General features: G+C 43.5%; 17 protein-coding genes. 6 read left to right on the top strand and 11 right to left on the bottom strand.

Annotation, left to right across the window (positions count from 1 at the left end; translation table 11 throughout):
• On the top strand, window positions 1-161 hold a 161-nt coding region (locus ISR87_10755; protein ID MBL7025926.1), incomplete at its 5' end, for a cold-shock protein.
• A gap of 87 nt (window positions 162-248) precedes the next feature.
• On the opposite strand, the gene ISR87_10760 is transcribed toward ISR87_10755, so the two are convergent.
• The 3 genes from ISR87_10760 to ISR87_10770 are packed head-to-tail and all read right to left on the bottom strand — an operon-like array spanning window position 249 to window position 2,717.
• The gene (locus ISR87_10760; protein MBL7025927.1) at window positions 249-1,313 is read right to left on the bottom strand and encodes a hypothetical protein; all 1,065 of its coding nucleotides are present in this window, start codon (window positions 1,311-1,313) and stop codon (window positions 249-251) included.
• A 38-nt stretch (window positions 1,314-1,351) separates the two neighbouring features.
• The gene (gene rnhA / locus ISR87_10765) at window positions 1,352-2,077 is read right to left on the bottom strand and encodes a ribonuclease HI (protein MBL7025928.1); all 726 of its coding nucleotides are present in this window, start codon (window positions 2,075-2,077) and stop codon (window positions 1,352-1,354) included.
• A 46-nt stretch (window positions 2,078-2,123) separates the two neighbouring features.
• Window positions 2,124-2,717, bottom strand: coding sequence for a hypothetical protein (locus ISR87_10770; GenBank protein MBL7025929.1), 594 nt, complete (start codon window positions 2,715-2,717; stop codon window positions 2,124-2,126).
• Window positions 2,718-2,938: 221 nt separating this feature from the next.
• Between ISR87_10770 and typA the strand changes: the two genes are divergently transcribed.
• The 5 genes from typA (at window position 2,939) to ISR87_10795 (ending at window position 8,865) form a co-directional block, all read left to right on the top strand.
• Window positions 2,939-4,771: a translational GTPase TypA gene (typA, locus tag ISR87_10775; GenBank protein ID MBL7025930.1), complete on the top strand. Its 1,833-nt coding sequence runs from the start codon at window positions 2,939-2,941 to the stop codon at window positions 4,769-4,771.
• Window positions 4,771-5,913 (top strand): class I SAM-dependent RNA methyltransferase, encoded by a 1,143-nt coding sequence (locus tag ISR87_10780; protein ID MBL7025931.1) that lies wholly within the window; start codon window positions 4,771-4,773, stop codon window positions 5,911-5,913. Before typA ends, ISR87_10780 begins: the two co-directional genes overlap by 1 nt.
• Window positions 5,914-6,151: 238 nt before the next feature.
• Window positions 6,152-7,726 carry an alanine:cation symporter family protein gene (locus ISR87_10785; protein ID MBL7025932.1) on the top strand — a complete coding sequence of 525 codons (1,575 nt, stop codon included), beginning with the start codon at window positions 6,152-6,154 and terminating at the stop codon, window positions 7,724-7,726.
• Between the two features lie 25 nt (window positions 7,727-7,751).
• A complete protein-coding gene (locus ISR87_10790; protein MBL7025933.1) occupies window positions 7,752-8,552 on the top strand; it encodes an inositol monophosphatase in 801 nt (266 codons plus the stop codon).
• 22 nt (window positions 8,553-8,574) lie between these two features.
• Window positions 8,575-8,865 carry a DUF503 domain-containing protein gene (locus ISR87_10795; GenBank protein ID MBL7025934.1) on the top strand — a complete coding sequence of 97 codons (291 nt, stop codon included), beginning with the start codon at window positions 8,575-8,577 and terminating at the stop codon, window positions 8,863-8,865.
• Here ISR87_10795 and ISR87_10800 read toward each other — a convergent pair.
• The 8 genes from ISR87_10800 to ISR87_10835 form a co-directional block, all read right to left on the bottom strand.
• Window positions 8,862-9,077, bottom strand: coding sequence for a helix-turn-helix transcriptional regulator (locus tag ISR87_10800; GenBank protein MBL7025935.1), 216 nt, complete (start codon window positions 9,075-9,077; stop codon window positions 8,862-8,864). The genes ISR87_10795 and ISR87_10800 overlap by 4 nt on opposite strands.
• A complete protein-coding gene (locus ISR87_10805) occupies window positions 9,067-9,654 on the bottom strand; it encodes a hypothetical protein (protein MBL7025936.1) in 588 nt (195 codons plus the stop codon). Before ISR87_10805 ends, ISR87_10800 begins: the two co-directional genes overlap by 11 nt.
• Before the next feature lie 111 nt (window positions 9,655-9,765).
• The gene (locus ISR87_10810) at window positions 9,766-10,317 is read right to left on the bottom strand and encodes a cob(I)yrinic acid a,c-diamide adenosyltransferase (protein ID MBL7025937.1); all 552 of its coding nucleotides are present in this window, start codon (window positions 10,315-10,317) and stop codon (window positions 9,766-9,768) included.
• 29 nt (window positions 10,318-10,346) lie between these two features.
• Complete coding sequence (locus ISR87_10815) at window positions 10,347-11,573, bottom strand: hypothetical protein (GenBank protein ID MBL7025938.1); 1,227 nt, start codon at window positions 11,571-11,573, stop codon at window positions 10,347-10,349.
• Window positions 11,574-11,608: 35 nt separating this feature from the next.
• Window positions 11,609-12,001, bottom strand: coding sequence for a hypothetical protein (locus ISR87_10820; protein ID MBL7025939.1), 393 nt, complete (start codon window positions 11,999-12,001; stop codon window positions 11,609-11,611).
• Between the two features lie 23 nt (window positions 12,002-12,024).
• Window positions 12,025-13,515 (bottom strand): sodium:proton antiporter, encoded by a 1,491-nt coding sequence (locus tag ISR87_10825; protein ID MBL7025940.1) that lies wholly within the window; start codon window positions 13,513-13,515, stop codon window positions 12,025-12,027.
• Window positions 13,512-14,105: an HD domain-containing protein gene (locus tag ISR87_10830; protein ID MBL7025941.1), complete on the bottom strand. Its 594-nt coding sequence runs from the start codon at window positions 14,103-14,105 to the stop codon at window positions 13,512-13,514. The genes ISR87_10825 and ISR87_10830 overlap by 4 nt, the downstream gene beginning before the upstream one ends.
• Before the next feature lie 262 nt (window positions 14,106-14,367).
• Window positions 14,368-14,829 carry a universal stress protein gene (locus tag ISR87_10835; protein ID MBL7025942.1) on the bottom strand — a complete coding sequence of 154 codons (462 nt, stop codon included), beginning with the start codon at window positions 14,827-14,829 and terminating at the stop codon, window positions 14,368-14,370.
• Window positions 14,830-14,835: the final 6 nt, after the last annotated feature.

Consider the following 14,835-nt stretch of genomic DNA (forward strand, 5'->3'; position numbering starts at 1 on the left):
GCTACGGTTTTATCCAGCAGGAAGATGGTCCAGACGTATTTGTGCATTATCGCGCAATCAACGGTTCAGGACACGTATCATTGAAAGAGGGACAAAACGTTACTTTGAATGTTACACAGGGCGAAAAAGGTCCACAGGCTGAGAACGTAACTGCTGTATAATTCTTTAAATTAAAGAATTTATAAAAAGCCGGTCTCCTAGGAGCACCGGCTTTTTTTTATCTACAACTTCTCTTCAGGTTTAAAACGCTAAAACGGAGGAGTATCCAACAGGATGTATTCCTCGTAACACCGTTCGCCGAAATACTCGTATCCCGCATTTTCAAAAGCGGATCCAAACAGCAGGCTATGGATAAAACCGTTCAGCTCAACTTGCTCTGTATGGAAAATTCCACGGGATGGATTCTCCTTTAAAAGAATCAAGATCTGTTCATCATCTGAACGATACTGGATGATCCCTTCATGGGCATCTGTTTTGGCGAGCCTGCGCTTTTGTCCCAGGTCTTTTATCATCATTTTTGATCGGTACCAGGTTCCACCCGTAGCACTGACAAAGGGTTTACCTTCATACAGCGCAATACTGTCATTATAGGCAAAAACAGCGAGGTGGTTATTTGGATCTGAATTGAGCCAGGTTTCGATTTTCACACCAATTTCTGCATCATAGCCATAATTGCTATCGATGAAACCTATCCGCTTGATCCAGCCGGGAATCTGCGCTTGCGATTTGATAAATCCATTGACAAAGCTCCCTCCACCTCTGTGACTGTTCAATATGACCCTGGCTTGAGGATATATTGATCTGAGTGAATCGAGAACCTGAGCAATCATCTCACCATAATTTGGATGTGACCTTTTCCAGGCGGGCCAACTCAGATGAGGGGCTTCCAGGTAAGCCACTGTATAGCGCTCACGAGTATTCTGTCTCAACCATTTGGTTTGAGCATCAATGTACTGAATGTTGAAATGCCAGTCATCGATTTCATTCTTCCGTTTACCCATGGTCCATTCGATACTGTTGCCGTTGGGCAGGGCATATAAAATAAGCATACGGGGCGAGTCAAATATTCCTTCTGTTTCGTAGGGATCATCCACGACCACTCGGATACTGTCCAGTAGATAAAATTCTTGATAAGGAGATTTTGGTTTAACCCCGATGAGTCCATCAGCTTCAGCAAAGCCTTCACTACCCCTTTGTCCAGGGATACCTGGAAGCTGAACATCATAATCATCGTTTGGGGGTTGAATTTTAGAACTGCTGCAATTAAAAATGATAAATCCAGCAAATATTGTTACCCAGAGAAAGTGTTTCATGTTACAAGCTTCCTTCCCCAATTAATGGTACTAGAGTATCAAGACGATATATACCCTGTGTCTACCAACAGGTTTTTATGCTTCCTGGCTTCTGCTACCAAGGCATCACAGCGCTCGTTCTCCGTATTGCCTGCATGACCTTTCACCCAGCGAAATTCCACCTGATGCCTCTCCAGCAAAGTGATAAGAATCTCCCACAGATCTACGTTTTCAGGACGCTTTCCATCAGATTTCTTCCAACCCCGTTTTTTCCATCCATACACCCAGCGTTTGGATACAGAATCCACGATGTATTTGGAATCAGTATGCAGGACAACTTCAGAAGCTTCATTAAGTGCCTGTAATGCAACAATCACAGCCATCATTTCCATACGATTGTTGGTAGTGAGTTTGTAACCTGCTGATAGCTCTTTACGCCTGTGGCCCCTTTGGAGCACAACACCGTAGCCCCCTATCCCGGGATTTGGAGATGCCCCACCATCGGTATGAATGATGATTTCTCCATTAGGATCTGACAAAGATGATTTTGATTCAATTCCAACTTTATCAATATGATTCTTGATAAGGTCTATGAGCTGTTGTGTCACTGGTTCTTTTGCGTGCAGAACACATTCCCGCAGCCATTCAATGGCTTCGATCTCTCGGGGGAAACTTTTATATATTGCACCCTTGAATCCCTTGACTTGCTCAGAAGCTTCATCCCAGGAATTATATATTCCTGGTTGATGTCCCTGGAATACGGCATATACCTTTTTACTCATAATTGATGCAAGAAATGAGGTTTTAAAGCGTCGATGTGAGTGGGTTTATTCACCCCAGAAATTTGAAAAGAATAAATACCGCTCCAAGCACAAAGATAGTCCCAAAAAATCTGTGGTAATTGAGCACAAAATTATCAAAGCCATGATTCATCTTTTCCAGAGGTAACATAATGAGACCTGCTGAGACCCATGTATTAAGCCTTTTATTGACACGCTTCAATTTTTCTGGGCTAAATGCCAGCAAACTCCACATGGGGAAACCTAATATGATGGTTACGATGAGAAACCACTTGAGAGATTCGAGGAGGATTCCCAAACTCAATCCCAGTTCCGGACTACCAGCAGCAGCAACAACTTCATCTGTGTCAGGCATTCGATTAAAAATTAAGAATAAACCAATCAGCGATACGACCATCATAAGTGCCCCGACTGGAAGATGATTTCTAAAATAGAATGAATCTGTATCGCGAATAACATCCAGTGGTTTGGTCCATTTTGAGGCTGAATACCATTTATTCCCCATATGAGACCAATTTGCAATCAGATCAGGTTTCACAAACAAAATCACCCCTACCAGGATCGCAAATAAACTTCCGATGATAAAAAAGAGTTCTATCATTTCAAGATACATTTCAGCCATCATGAGCCTCCAACAAAATTAGGTCCCGTCTTTTTTTTTGAACGTCACTAAACTAATTAATCATTCCATACAATCCAATGGCTTGCTTTAATTCGATTTAAAGACTTGGGGGCCTCATTTTTTCATTGTAATCAGCTCCTTTAGAACGCATCCTGCACGCGCTTTTAGTAACTATTTAATTTTGTGGTGTTTCCGATGGGGAAATCCACGTTGAGAGGATATAAATGCGCAAAGAAAAATTTAGAAATATCGCCATCATCGCCCACGTTGATCATGGAAAAACAACGCTGGTAGATGGGATGCTTCGACAGAGCGGTATTTTCCGTGAGAACCAGGAACTTACTGATAGAGTCATGGACAATATGGATCTGGAGCGTGAACGCGGTATTACCATTAGCGCAAAAAATACAGCCATTGAATATAATGGTGTTAAAATTAACATTATTGATACCCCTGGACATGCTGATTTTGGTGGTGAAGTAGAGCGAGGTCTAAATCTGGTCGATGGGGCCATGTTATTGGTTGATGCCAGTGAGGGCCCACTGCCCCAGACTCGATTCGTTGTGAAAAAGGCTTTGGAAAAAAATCTCCGGATCATTCTGGTGATCAATAAAATTGATCGTCCTGATTCCAGGATTGCTGAAGTTGTTGACGAAGTATTCGACCTCTTTATTGATCTGGATGCCACAGATGAACAGATCGATTTTCCAATTTTGTATACAATCGCCAAAGACGGTATCGCCCATGCGCAACTGGGTGATGATTCGACGACCCTCCGTCCCCTTTTCGAAACCATTATTGATTATATTCAAGGACCTGAGGGATCGGATGATCATGTCCCTCAGTTCCTTATTGCCAATCTTGACTATGATGCCTACGTCGGTCAGATTGCCATTGGTCGCCTGAGAAACGGCGTCCTCAAAATGGGTACAAATTATCTACTGGCAGGCGAACACAAACAAACACCCAATGTGAAATTTTCCGCTTTATACACATTTGATGGTCTTCGACGTCAACAAGTCGAAGAAGTTGTATCTGGTGATATCATTGCCTTTGCAGGTATTGATAACATCTCCATAGGTGACACTATCACTTCAATTGAAAATCCAGATTTATTGCCTCGTATTCATGTGGACGAGCCCACAGTCTCAATGATTTTCTATGTCAATACCAGTCCATTTGCCGGTCAAGATGGTAAATACCTGACTTCAAGACATATTCTTGCCCGACTGGAAAAGGAAATGAAATTCAATGTTTCCCTGCAGATTGAACAACTGAAGAATCGCGCTGACGCCTTTGAAGTCAGAGGCCGCGGCGAACTTCAGATGGCTGTCCTCATCGAGACCATGCGCCGCGAAGGCTATGAGTTTATGGTATCCAAGCCCCGAGTTATCACTAAAGAAATTGACGGCAGATTGTCAGAACCAGTTGAAAAGCTATATCTGGACATTCCTGAAGAATTTGTGGGTGTCATGTCAGAAAAATTGTCCATCCGGAAAGGTCGCATGGCGAATATTATCAACCACGGCAGTGGACGGGTAAATTTAGAATTCAGAATTCCATCTCGTGGACTGATTGGTTTTCGTACCACCTTTATGACTGAAACCAAGGGTGCTGGCGTGATGAATACCATTATGGAGGGTTATGCTCCCTGGTTTGGTCCCATCCCCCAGCGAAATACAGGAGCTCTGGTTTCTGATCGTTCAGGAAAAATCACGGCCTACGCCAGTTTGAGCATGGAAGATCGGGGAGAACTGCAACTCGATGTGGGTACCCAGGTCTACGCCGGAATGGTAATCGGGGAGCGGAATCGTCCTGGAGATCTGGATGTAAATATTACTCGTGAAAAGAAATTGACCAATATGCGTAGCGCAAATGCTGATCAAACTGTCACACTGCGGAAACCTCATCTGCTTACTCTGGATGAGGCGATAGAATTTATCTCTGAGAATGAGCTGGTTGAAATCACACCTGAAAATATCCGCATTCGTAAAATGGAGCTGGATCCCAACAAACGTCTTTCCCAGGCCAGGAAAGATAAGCGGGTTGATGATTAATGTCCTTCCAATACCAAAAAACGAATAGCTATTTTGCTCAGGTTGCCAATGGTCTTGAGGAAATGGCCGCAGCTGAGATTGAAAATCTCGGTGCTTCCAAAGTCAATCAGCGCTTCAGAGGTTTACAATTCACTGCAGATGCAGAAACCGTTTACAGAATCAATTACGGTTCGAGACTGCTCACCCGAATTTTAGCGCCCCTGATTTCCTTCGATTGCCACAGTACCAAATATCTATACAAGACGGCCATGGATATTCCCTGGGAAGAACTCTTTTCACCAGATCAAACCTTTGCCATCTTCTCCCAGGTCAGCAATAGCGCTATCACCCACTCCCAATACGCCTCCCTTAAGCTGAAAGATGCCATTGTGGATCGTTTTCGTGAGAAGGTGAAACGTAGACCCAATGTTGAGTCAAAATACCCTGATATCTGGTTCAATCTCCATATTGAGAACAACCGGGCCGTCATCAGTCTCGATACCAGTGGAGGCTCTTTGCATCGCAGGGGATACCGACTGGATACAGTGGAAGCCCCCATGCAGGAAACGCTGGCCGCAGCTATCGTTCAAATGACCAAATGGGATGGTAAAACCACATTTATCGATCCCATGTGCGGCTCCGGAACCCTCCCTGCTGAAGCTTATATGGCTCTCACCAACCTTCCTTCAGGCTATTTCCGAAAAAGATTTGGGTTTATGAAAATGCCCGATTTCAACAAGGGACTCTGGACGCATGTACGTAAGGAGATGGATGGTGCCTTTGATGCACCTCAAGAAATACCCATTCAAGCATCTGATGTCGACCCGGTTGCCATGAGAGTGGCCAAACGAAATCTCTCCCATCTGCCCCGTGGATCTGAAATCTACACCCACCGTAAGGATTACCAGGAGATTACCATTCCCCCGGGAGCCACTCTGGTCATGAATCCTCCCTATGGCATTCGCCTGCAAACTGGAGAAGATTTATCCACTTTGTATAAGGAAATGGGCGATTGGTTGAAACAGAAATGTGCTGGAAGTGAGGCCTATATCTATTTTGGTGAACGAAAATACCTGAAGAATATTGGCCTGCGTCCTGAATGGAAACGACCCCTGAGAAATGGTGGTTTAGATGGACGTCTCGCTAAATTCGTGATGTATTAAACATCTCCATAGACCAAGTATGCAACACCAGAAATTGTGCCTCCAGATTCATAAAACCCAGCCTGATAAAATAAATTAGCCCAATAAAACCTCCTCTCCCCACAGAGGAGGTTTTTTCCCTCGATGGGAAATGCTTGTGAACCAGGCAATTGATCAACTTTTTCCTTTCCCCACATCTGATCCGCTTTAAAATAAAGCCACAACTAACTACTACATGATATTCACTGAAGGGTTTTTCATGAAACGATCTACTGCTGGTATTCTAGCGTTTGCAACAATCTCATTTTTCCTATATGCATTCGGAGTTGATTTCTTCGATGCAATCTGGTCTTTCCCCTCTCAGCGAGCCGTTCCATTTATGGTTCTAGCACTGGTTGGCTCCGGAATTTTTGTGACCATATATCTTGGATTTCCTCAGATCAAGCGTTTCTGGCATGGGGTTCAAGTCACCATGGGTATCTATGATAATCCTGAAGATGAGGGCGATCTGAATCATTTCCGGGCTTTGACCACAGCACTCTCAGCCACAGTGGGTATTGGAAATATAGCCGGAGTGGGTATCGCGATTTACTATGGGGGACCCGGGGCATTACTCTGGATGTGGATTACTGCTTTTTTCGGTACTACCCTGAAATTTGCTGAAAGTACGCTCGCTTTAAAATATCGGGAAATGGATGTAAATGGAAACACTGCTGGTGGACCCATGTATACCATTGAAAATGGTCTGGGTCGGAATTGGCGCTGGCTTGCAGTAGCATTTGCGGCTTTTACCATTATCTGCTCAATGGCCACTGGTAATGCCATCCAATCATTCACGGTTTCCGATCAGATTTACTCTGAAGTGTCTCAAGTAGTTGGATCCACTCACTGGTTAACCTTAAAACATATGGTTTTCGAGGGTTTTTCAGTATCCATGCAGCAAATATTCAATGGACTATTGATGGCTACCTTGGTAGGAATGGTGATTCTCGGGGGGATCAAACGTATCGGACACGTAACGGGATATCTGGCCCCTTTCATGGCCGGAATTTATGTATTTGCAGCTCTGCTTATCCTTCTTTCACATTTTGATCAATTGGGGACAGCATTTGGGTTGATTTTCAAGATGGCTATCAACCCACCTGCCATGGCTGGTGGTGTAGGAGGTGGCGTTCTGCTGGTCATGCTCCACGGAATTAAAAGAGGATTATACTCCAATGAAGCAGGCCAGGGAAGTGCCGCCATTGCCCACTCTACTGCCAAGACAGATCAACCTGTACGCGAGGGTTCTGTTGCCATGCTGGGGCCATTCATTGACACTATCCTTATCTGTACCTTAACTGGTCTTGCAATCATCTCCACAGGCGCCTGGGAGCATACAGAATTTTTTGTACGAATTAGCGTCCATGATGCTACGCTGGCAGATTCAATAGTAGCATCAGGGGTTTTCGATGGACGTGAGCTCCTGAATAGTAGCTTGCTCACTTCTTTTGCATTTAAAGAAGGGCTGGGTTGGATGATCGGCTGGGGTGATAAAATTATTACGCTTTCTATTCTGCTTTTTGCACTTTCCACTGCCATCAGCTGGTCCTTTTATGGGGATAGAGCCACTGAATACTTATTCGGTCCAAAAGCCATCCTGCCCTACCGAACTGTCTATGTTTTCTTTGTTTTTCTTGGAGGCATTGCCAGTCTCGATGCAGTATGGAAATTTGGAGATGCAGCATTAGGGTTCATGACTTTGCCCAACCTGCTGGCAATAATTTTACTGTCTAAAAAGTTGAAGACGATGAGTACAGAATACTTCAACCAGGAACATGTGCCTTACAAATAAATCTATTTATTAAATTGAGGGTTACATGAATAATTTTCACGACCAACTTATTGGGGACGCCAGTTCAATTGCCAGAACTGCTGGTGAACTCATCCTTACCTTGAGCACTAGAGAAAGACAAATTTCATACAAAAGTAGCCGTGATATGGTGACTGAAGTCGATCAAGCTTCAGAAAACTATATTGTGTCCGAGATTCACCGACTTTATCCTGAACATGAGATATTGGCAGAAGAAGGTGGCGGATCCAGCTCACGTTCCTCCCCCTACAAATGGATTATCGACCCTCTTGATGGAACCACTAATTTTGTCCATGGCTTCCCCGTTTTCGCCGTATCCATTGGAATTCAATTTGAAGATGAACTCTTCGTAGCAGCAGTTTATGACCCAAACCGGCAAGAACTTTTCAGCGCTGGAAAAGGTCAGGGCGCTTTTCTAAATGGGGAGTCAATTTCTGTGAGTCAAACCCATGACTTGGGCAAATCTCTGTTGGCCACGGGCTTCTCATATTTTAATGATGATTATTTTAAGCTTAATATGGAGCTGTGGGCGTCAATCTATGGGAAAACGCAAGGACTGAGACGAGCTGGAGCAGCGGCTATTGATTTGGCCTGGCTGGCTTGTGGTCGTCTGGACGGACTCTGGGAATTCAGTTTAAAACCCTGGGATATTGCGGCTGGTGCTTTACTGGTAACTGAGGCTGGAGGTATGGTATCTGGCCCACGTGGTGAGGATCTGGATCTGGCTGTGGGACACATCATTGCAGCCAACCCGAATATCCATCCTCACATCATTAAAGAAATCAACCTGTTTAACCATAGACTTTAGACGATCAGGATCAAGCGCATACATGTTACTCACCGGCATTTTACAGGTTGAGTTACACTTACCCGCAGTTCAGAGTTTGAAGCAAAAGCGGAGTGTGATTAAAAGTTTAAAAGAAAGATTACGCTCTCGTTACAACGTCTCAGTTTCTGAGTTTGATTATCTGGATAAATGGCAACATGCCGCAATCGCTGTTGCTATGCTCTCATCAGACAGATCCTATCTTGACTCAAGATTTCAATCCATTTCACGATTTATTGAAAATGAGGTAATGGGACATGCTTATATCATGAAGTGTGAGCTTACCATTCTCTAAAACTCACGATATTCAAATATTTCTTCTAAACCTAATCCAAATATTTTAGCGATTCGAAAAGCAAGACCCAAAGAGGGAGTATACCTTCCTGCCTCAAGTGCCACAATGGTTTGACGCGTACAACCGGCTGCATCCGCCAATTCCTGTTGCGTCATTTCATTTTGCTCAAAACGGTGTTTGCGAATAGTGTTAAGAATTATATCAGTCGCCATAGTGATCCAACCACCAATAGCCATAAACGATGCCTATTGACCTGCTTAAAAACAGCATCAGAAACTGAGACCATAATGCCAAATAAGGTATATCAATGGGAATAGTCCCAGCCTCCCAATAGAGTTCAGTAAGTCCTATGGTCCAAATAAAACCCAATATCATAATTCCCACGACTTGAAAGTTTGTTGCTCGGGACAATACGAGTCGATCCCTCTCGTCCAATAACTTTGACCAACGACTTTTTCGTGATGTGGGGAGCATTAAAAGTACGCTAATTCCGAGAGTCACCATGATCACTCCTGTTAAAGTGATTCGGAATTCTTCATTCTGAAAAAAATCTGTGACAGCATGCCCTTTGAACAACCACATGATGGTGGAAACTCCTGTAGCGATGGTAACAATATTCCACAGGGAACGTTTCTGCAATAATGCCATAGGAATTTTTATTACTTCTCCCCCGTGGTCAATTTTGGCCTTGCGCAGTTTCAATACCTGCAGAGCTCGAACTGCGAGATAGGCGGCGGTGGCACTGATTAGAAAGGCTGCCAGCATGGTGGTTGATAACCAAAAATTCATTTTTTCTCTCCCTTCGATCAGCGATTAATGTAATATATTTTAATCATTATGTATACTATTTCATACACAATATAATATTTTCGTTTTCCCTGATGAGGGAGCAGTTAAGCCCTACTTTTTACGAGGATTATTCCAGAATACTTCCTGATTCCCACTGCGATGATTTTCATAGCGGGCCATAACAAATAGTATGTCGGAAAGCCGGTTCACATATTGAATAATCTCAGCAGCAACCGTTTCACTCTGGTTCAACGTGATAATACTGCGTTCAGCTCTACGACAGACTGTCCGCGCCAGATGCAATAGTGAGGCAGATTTTGTCCCACCTGGCAGAATGAATTCCTCCAGAGGGGGTAGTTCAATATTCATTTGATCAATATGCTTCTCAAGCGATGTAGTATGCTGATCAGTAACCAGACCTTCTATCATACCGTCAGATGCCAGCTCGCCGCCAAGATCGAAGAGGGTGTGCTGGATACTTGATAGGACAGCAGCTAGTTTTACATCTGGATTCTCAGTTAAGACTAGCCCGATAATGCTATTCAGTTCATCCACGTCACCATAGGCTGTGACTCGCAAAGAATCCTTTGAGACTTCCTCTCCATTTGCCAGACGTGTCTTGCCCTTATCGCCATTGCGTGTATATATTTTTGTGAGTCTCATCGCATATAACCTTCATAGTTTGTGAGCTATCAGCTCAAAATATTTCTACTTACAATTTCCAACAATACGACCGCTGCCCACAGGATAGTGAATACAACCGTCGACCAGATAGACAGGGACGGTCTTAGAATTCGATAGTCACGATCTACCCGAGTGAAAAGAATTCGGATGAGATTCGCTGTCCATCCTGCACTGAGGACCACAATTCCAATGAGCATGGTTGTTACTAATAATGAATCACCTGCAATATATACCAGTGGGTAAAATGCAAAAAACAGTGAAACCAGCACGACACTACTGGTAAATCTTGGACGCTCAAATACCAACCCGCTTAAACCCCTTTTGTCCAATCCCTCATTTTCTTTGGATTCTATCATGACAAAAAGACCGATCAATGAGACAAAGAGGAGAATTCTCTGTAATCCTATCAACTCTTGCGATGGTTGGAAGAAATTCTCAAGACCTGTTCCCAGTAATAATGTTTCCTGGGCAAGAAACAGGTATAAAAACTGTTTGGTAATACTCCTGCTGCGAAGTCCAAATACCAACAATCCAATCATAACCAATCCTATAAGAATCAATTGAGTATTGGAGGGTGGATATACGTTTGAAATATCCAAAACATGACCGGGGATGCCTGACAAGGTATAATGACCATACCAGACGATAAGCATACCATATAGGGCGATCAGTGGGGCTGGGACGCTTAACTTTGGCCAGCGCTTCTCCAGGTGGACCACAAGGATGACCAGAAAGAACAGATCGGGGAGCAATTGAACCTGACGCTCCCACAAACCCATGACAGCGGAGATAAACCAAACCCAGAGAAGGTTTTTCTCAACAATACTCAGCGAATAAGATTTTTCAGCAACAGTTCTTTCCAGCTCCAGCAGGACCAGCCCAGTTCCGCCCATGATCAGAAAGCGACTCAACGTCCATTCAATAAACAGATGATGAGACAGTGGTGCAAGCACCACAGCAGCAAGATAGAGGATTAAAGAATACATATGTGCGGAGTTCTTCGAGGTTCCTGAATAATAGGCACTCAGGTGCAATGCGAATAGCATCATTCCAAGATGGAAAATTATCCCTGGGGCAACAAGGGGCAGGCGGAGTTGCGGAAAAATGCCCAGCACAAGGACAATTATTGAAACAAATGCCAATTGGTGCTGCCGGGCGGCTGAGATGAATTTTCCCGAGAATTGCAGGAGAATTCCAGACAATAGCAGGTATCCTGTTACAACGGCACTGATCAACTCAATTTACTCCATGGGTTGGATTAACTTTTCACTTAAAGTTCAAAGGGATCGTCTATCAATTCCATATAAACTTTGTTGGTATCATCATGAAAGGACAATTTGACATAATGTCGGTTATTACTATCAAATATATCGGCACCCTTTTCTGTGCAGTACAGAATTATATGTCCTTTATAATGACCATATTCACGCTTCAAGTCCTTATGGGCATTAAATATTAGATTTGTAAAGCTCTCTGATTCACGAATATGGACATCGCCATTCCTGTCACTGAAATCAGTAAGCAGATCGGGTTTTGAAACCAGGGACATATCCTTCCCAATCCAGATACTTAATAGTTCGAAATGGAAGGGCAGGAAAATTGAGTTCTTGATTAGAAATCCAGTCTCTTTTTTTTCAGTAGCCTGATGAATAGATTTGCTCATTATTGTTCTCCTGAGATAATTTTCTATAGGTTAAAAAAGATTAACCAGACTACAAAAAAGATGGGCAGTAGTATTGGTATTGAATATTTAAAGATATAGCCCATAAAGGATGGTACGTCTACACCAGCCTGTTCAGCTATGTTTTTTACCATAAAGTTGGGAGCGTTCCCAATATAGGTCATGGCTCCAAAAAATACAGCAGCCACAGAAATAGCCATTAGGTATACAACTGAATTAGAGTCCCCTGGAACCGGAGATGGGACTTTCGTTGCAAACTGTTGAACGTCGGAAACCGAACTAATATCAAGTCCGAATTTTCCCATTGAACCTGCCAGGAAATTTAGATAAGTCGGTGCATTATCAAGCACGCCGGAAAGGGATCCAGTAAACCAGTAAAAGCGGGAGACTGTAAATTCGGTAGCATGCTCTTTAGCATAAGCACCAATTAGCTGTAGCGCTGGAATCATGGTAGCAAATATTCCTACAAAGAGATAGGCCACTTCTTTGATAGGCTCAAAGTTAAACTCATTGCCACGTAAGGCTTCCTTATCCCCGGTTCGGTAAGCTATAAAAGCCACACTAAACATAATCACTTCTCGTATACCAAAGGGGACATGCAACAGTTTCTGTAAGCTGGGAAAACCATCGATCACTGCTGGATCCATAAATACTGAAATGATGATAATTCCCAGATAGATAAAGTTTTTACTGCCGTGTATCTCAAGATTTTTTCCAGGTGTGGGTGCTACACTGCTGGCAGGTACCCGCATATCGAAGGCCATAAAAACACCAATTACAGCCAACACTGTGACCAACCATATATGCCAGACATGCCCAACCACCCAAAAGAATGGTACTCCCTTTAAAAAACCTAGAAACAGGGGTGGATCTCCAATGGGAGTAAGACCTCCACCAATATTGCTCACAATAAAAATAAAGAAAATGACATGAAAGGGTTTTAGTCGACCTTCATTCAATCTCATAAATGGCCTGATTAACAGCATGGAGGCCCCAGTTGTACCAATAAAATTAGAAAGTATGGCTCCACCAAAAAGTATGAGCCCGTTAATCCAGGGTTTGCCTGAGGAATTAAATCGTATAAGAATTCCACCTGAAGCCACGAAAAGCGCTGTGAGCAAAGCGATAAAGGATATGTACTCCTCCAGTGTATGTAGCAGACTGAGTGTACCGTGATCCATTAAAAATCCATAGTAGACAGCGACGATGGCTCCCAGCGAAATGGCGACTTTGGGGTAGTGATGTTCCCATAAATGGGGGTAAAAAAGAGGTCCCGTTGCAATCATTAGCAGCAAAATGATAAATGGTGCAACTAGCCAGATCGGCGGCAAACTGCTATGGTGACCTGCTTCTGCCTCCTGATGCATATCCCCTTCTTGGTTGACAATTTGCTCACTGGCAACCTGTTCACTCGCGCTACCATGTTCTTCTGCCATAACTGGACTGATAATCAATAATGCCAGTAAGACCAGTTTGCCCAAAACAACCATCCTCATGCTTCATTCCCTTTAAATTCAAATCGATTTGATTTTATATAATTATAAATCGACTCCGATTCACTCCCCTTGAACATATCGTCCATGTTTTCCCAGAAAGAATCAAGTCTCATTTCGTATTTCTTTTCGTAAAGATAAGCCTGGATCAGCATATCCAATTTGTCAATTCGTTTTACTACCCGCGCCTCAGGAGATTTATTTGACTCAAAATCTTGCCAGAGATTTTTGAAGTATTCACCTTCTTGAACGTCTTGCACTATCTGCTCAAAAGCAGCCGCTTCAGCCTCGTATTTCGTCGCTTCCAGCACATTGTCCCTGGGGGTTAAATCACCTACGATTGATTCTGCCATGTCATGCACAAGGGCCATGTTCAGAGCGCGCTCTACATTCACGCCATTCGATTGTAAAGTGGCGCGCAGATAAAGTATAAGGATTGACATCCCATAACTATGGGCAGCGATAGATTCAACACCCCGAGCATCAATTCCAGATTGTAACCACCCTGATCTAGGGATGGTTTTAAGCGCATAGATGTGCTCAAGGCTGGATATCAGGCGACGCGTCGGAATGTCTTTTCTGGTATCATTCATAAGGTAAGAAGATAGAATAAAGGGAGGTGAATGCTAAAGCGAATTGCCAGTTACCGGAAGGGATCTGAGTTTATAACCTCCCCAAAGAAGGAGTCAAAACTAAACAATTACCACTGATACTCCTAGCCTTAACTCACTATGTATCAGCAGATAAGGATTGTCCTGTAAAGTGTGTTGATGTAAAGATATCGATGTTTCACGCTTAAAGTGACTGTTGAGGTGAACAGAATTCTAATGGCGTTGGATAAGATGTCAAAATGATCTATGGCATCTCGAATTTTACATGGGGATGACGCACGATCAGGACGGGACAATGAGCTTTCCGTACAACTTTTTCAGCCGTTGAGCCGTAAATGGCGTGACTAAATCCGCTCAAGCCATGGGTGGCCATCACGATGAGATCCATCCCCTGTTCCTTAGCAAAGGAGACTATCTCCCGCCAGGGTTTCCCATGCAGATTTGATGAATCAGTCTTGATTTCAGAGGGAATTTGTTCCGCCACTATCTTTGCCAGCGACTCATCAACATATCCGCTGAGTTGTTTCTCTATATCTGGATAGCTATAGGTCCCCCAGGCAAAATCAACAGGGGCCACGATGGGTTCCACGACATGCAATACATGTAGACTGGCCTGGTACTTTTGCGCCAGATCTATGGCGAATGGTAGTGCATATTTCGCAGACTCCGAAAAATCAGTCGGTACTAATATTTTGGAATACTTCATTTTGTG

The sequence above is a fragment of the Candidatus Neomarinimicrobiota bacterium genome, from assembly GCA_016784545.1.
In the GTDB taxonomy this organism is placed as follows: Bacteria; Fidelibacterota; UBA8477; order UBA8477; family JABMPR01; genus JABMPR01.

Coding starts and splice junctions, on each gene's coding strand:
- ISR87_10760 (MBL7025927.1), bottom strand. CDS start 1,313: ATGAAACACTTTCTCTGGGTAACAATATTTGCTGGATTTATCATTTTT.
- ISR87_10770 (MBL7025929.1), bottom strand. CDS start 2,717: ATGATGGCTGAAATGTATCTTGAAATGATAGAACTCTTTTTTATCATC.
- typA (MBL7025930.1), top strand. CDS start 2,939: ATGCGCAAAGAAAAATTTAGAAATATCGCCATCATCGCCCACGTTGAT.
- ISR87_10780 (MBL7025931.1), top strand. CDS start 4,771: ATGTCCTTCCAATACCAAAAAACGAATAGCTATTTTGCTCAGGTTGCC.
- ISR87_10785 (MBL7025932.1), top strand. CDS start 6,152: ATGAAACGATCTACTGCTGGTATTCTAGCGTTTGCAACAATCTCATTT.
- ISR87_10790 (MBL7025933.1), top strand. CDS start 7,752: ATGAATAATTTTCACGACCAACTTATTGGGGACGCCAGTTCAATTGCC.
- ISR87_10795 (MBL7025934.1), top strand. CDS start 8,575: ATGTTACTCACCGGCATTTTACAGGTTGAGTTACACTTACCCGCAGTT.
- ISR87_10800 (MBL7025935.1), bottom strand. CDS start 9,077: ATGGCGACTGATATAATTCTTAACACTATTCGCAAACACCGTTTTGAG.
- ISR87_10805 (MBL7025936.1), bottom strand. CDS start 9,654: ATGAATTTTTGGTTATCAACCACCATGCTGGCAGCCTTTCTAATCAGT.
- ISR87_10810 (MBL7025937.1), bottom strand. CDS start 10,317: ATGAGACTCACAAAAATATATACACGCAATGGCGATAAGGGCAAGACA.
- ISR87_10820 (MBL7025939.1), bottom strand. CDS start 12,001: ATGAGCAAATCTATTCATCAGGCTACTGAAAAAAAAGAGACTGGATTT.
- ISR87_10825 (MBL7025940.1), bottom strand. CDS start 13,515: ATGAGGATGGTTGTTTTGGGCAAACTGGTCTTACTGGCATTATTGATT.
- ISR87_10830 (MBL7025941.1), bottom strand. CDS start 14,105: ATGAATGATACCAGAAAAGACATTCCGACGCGTCGCCTGATATCCAGC.
- ISR87_10835 (MBL7025942.1), bottom strand. CDS start 14,829: ATGAAGTATTCCAAAATATTAGTACCGACTGATTTTTCGGAGTCTGCG.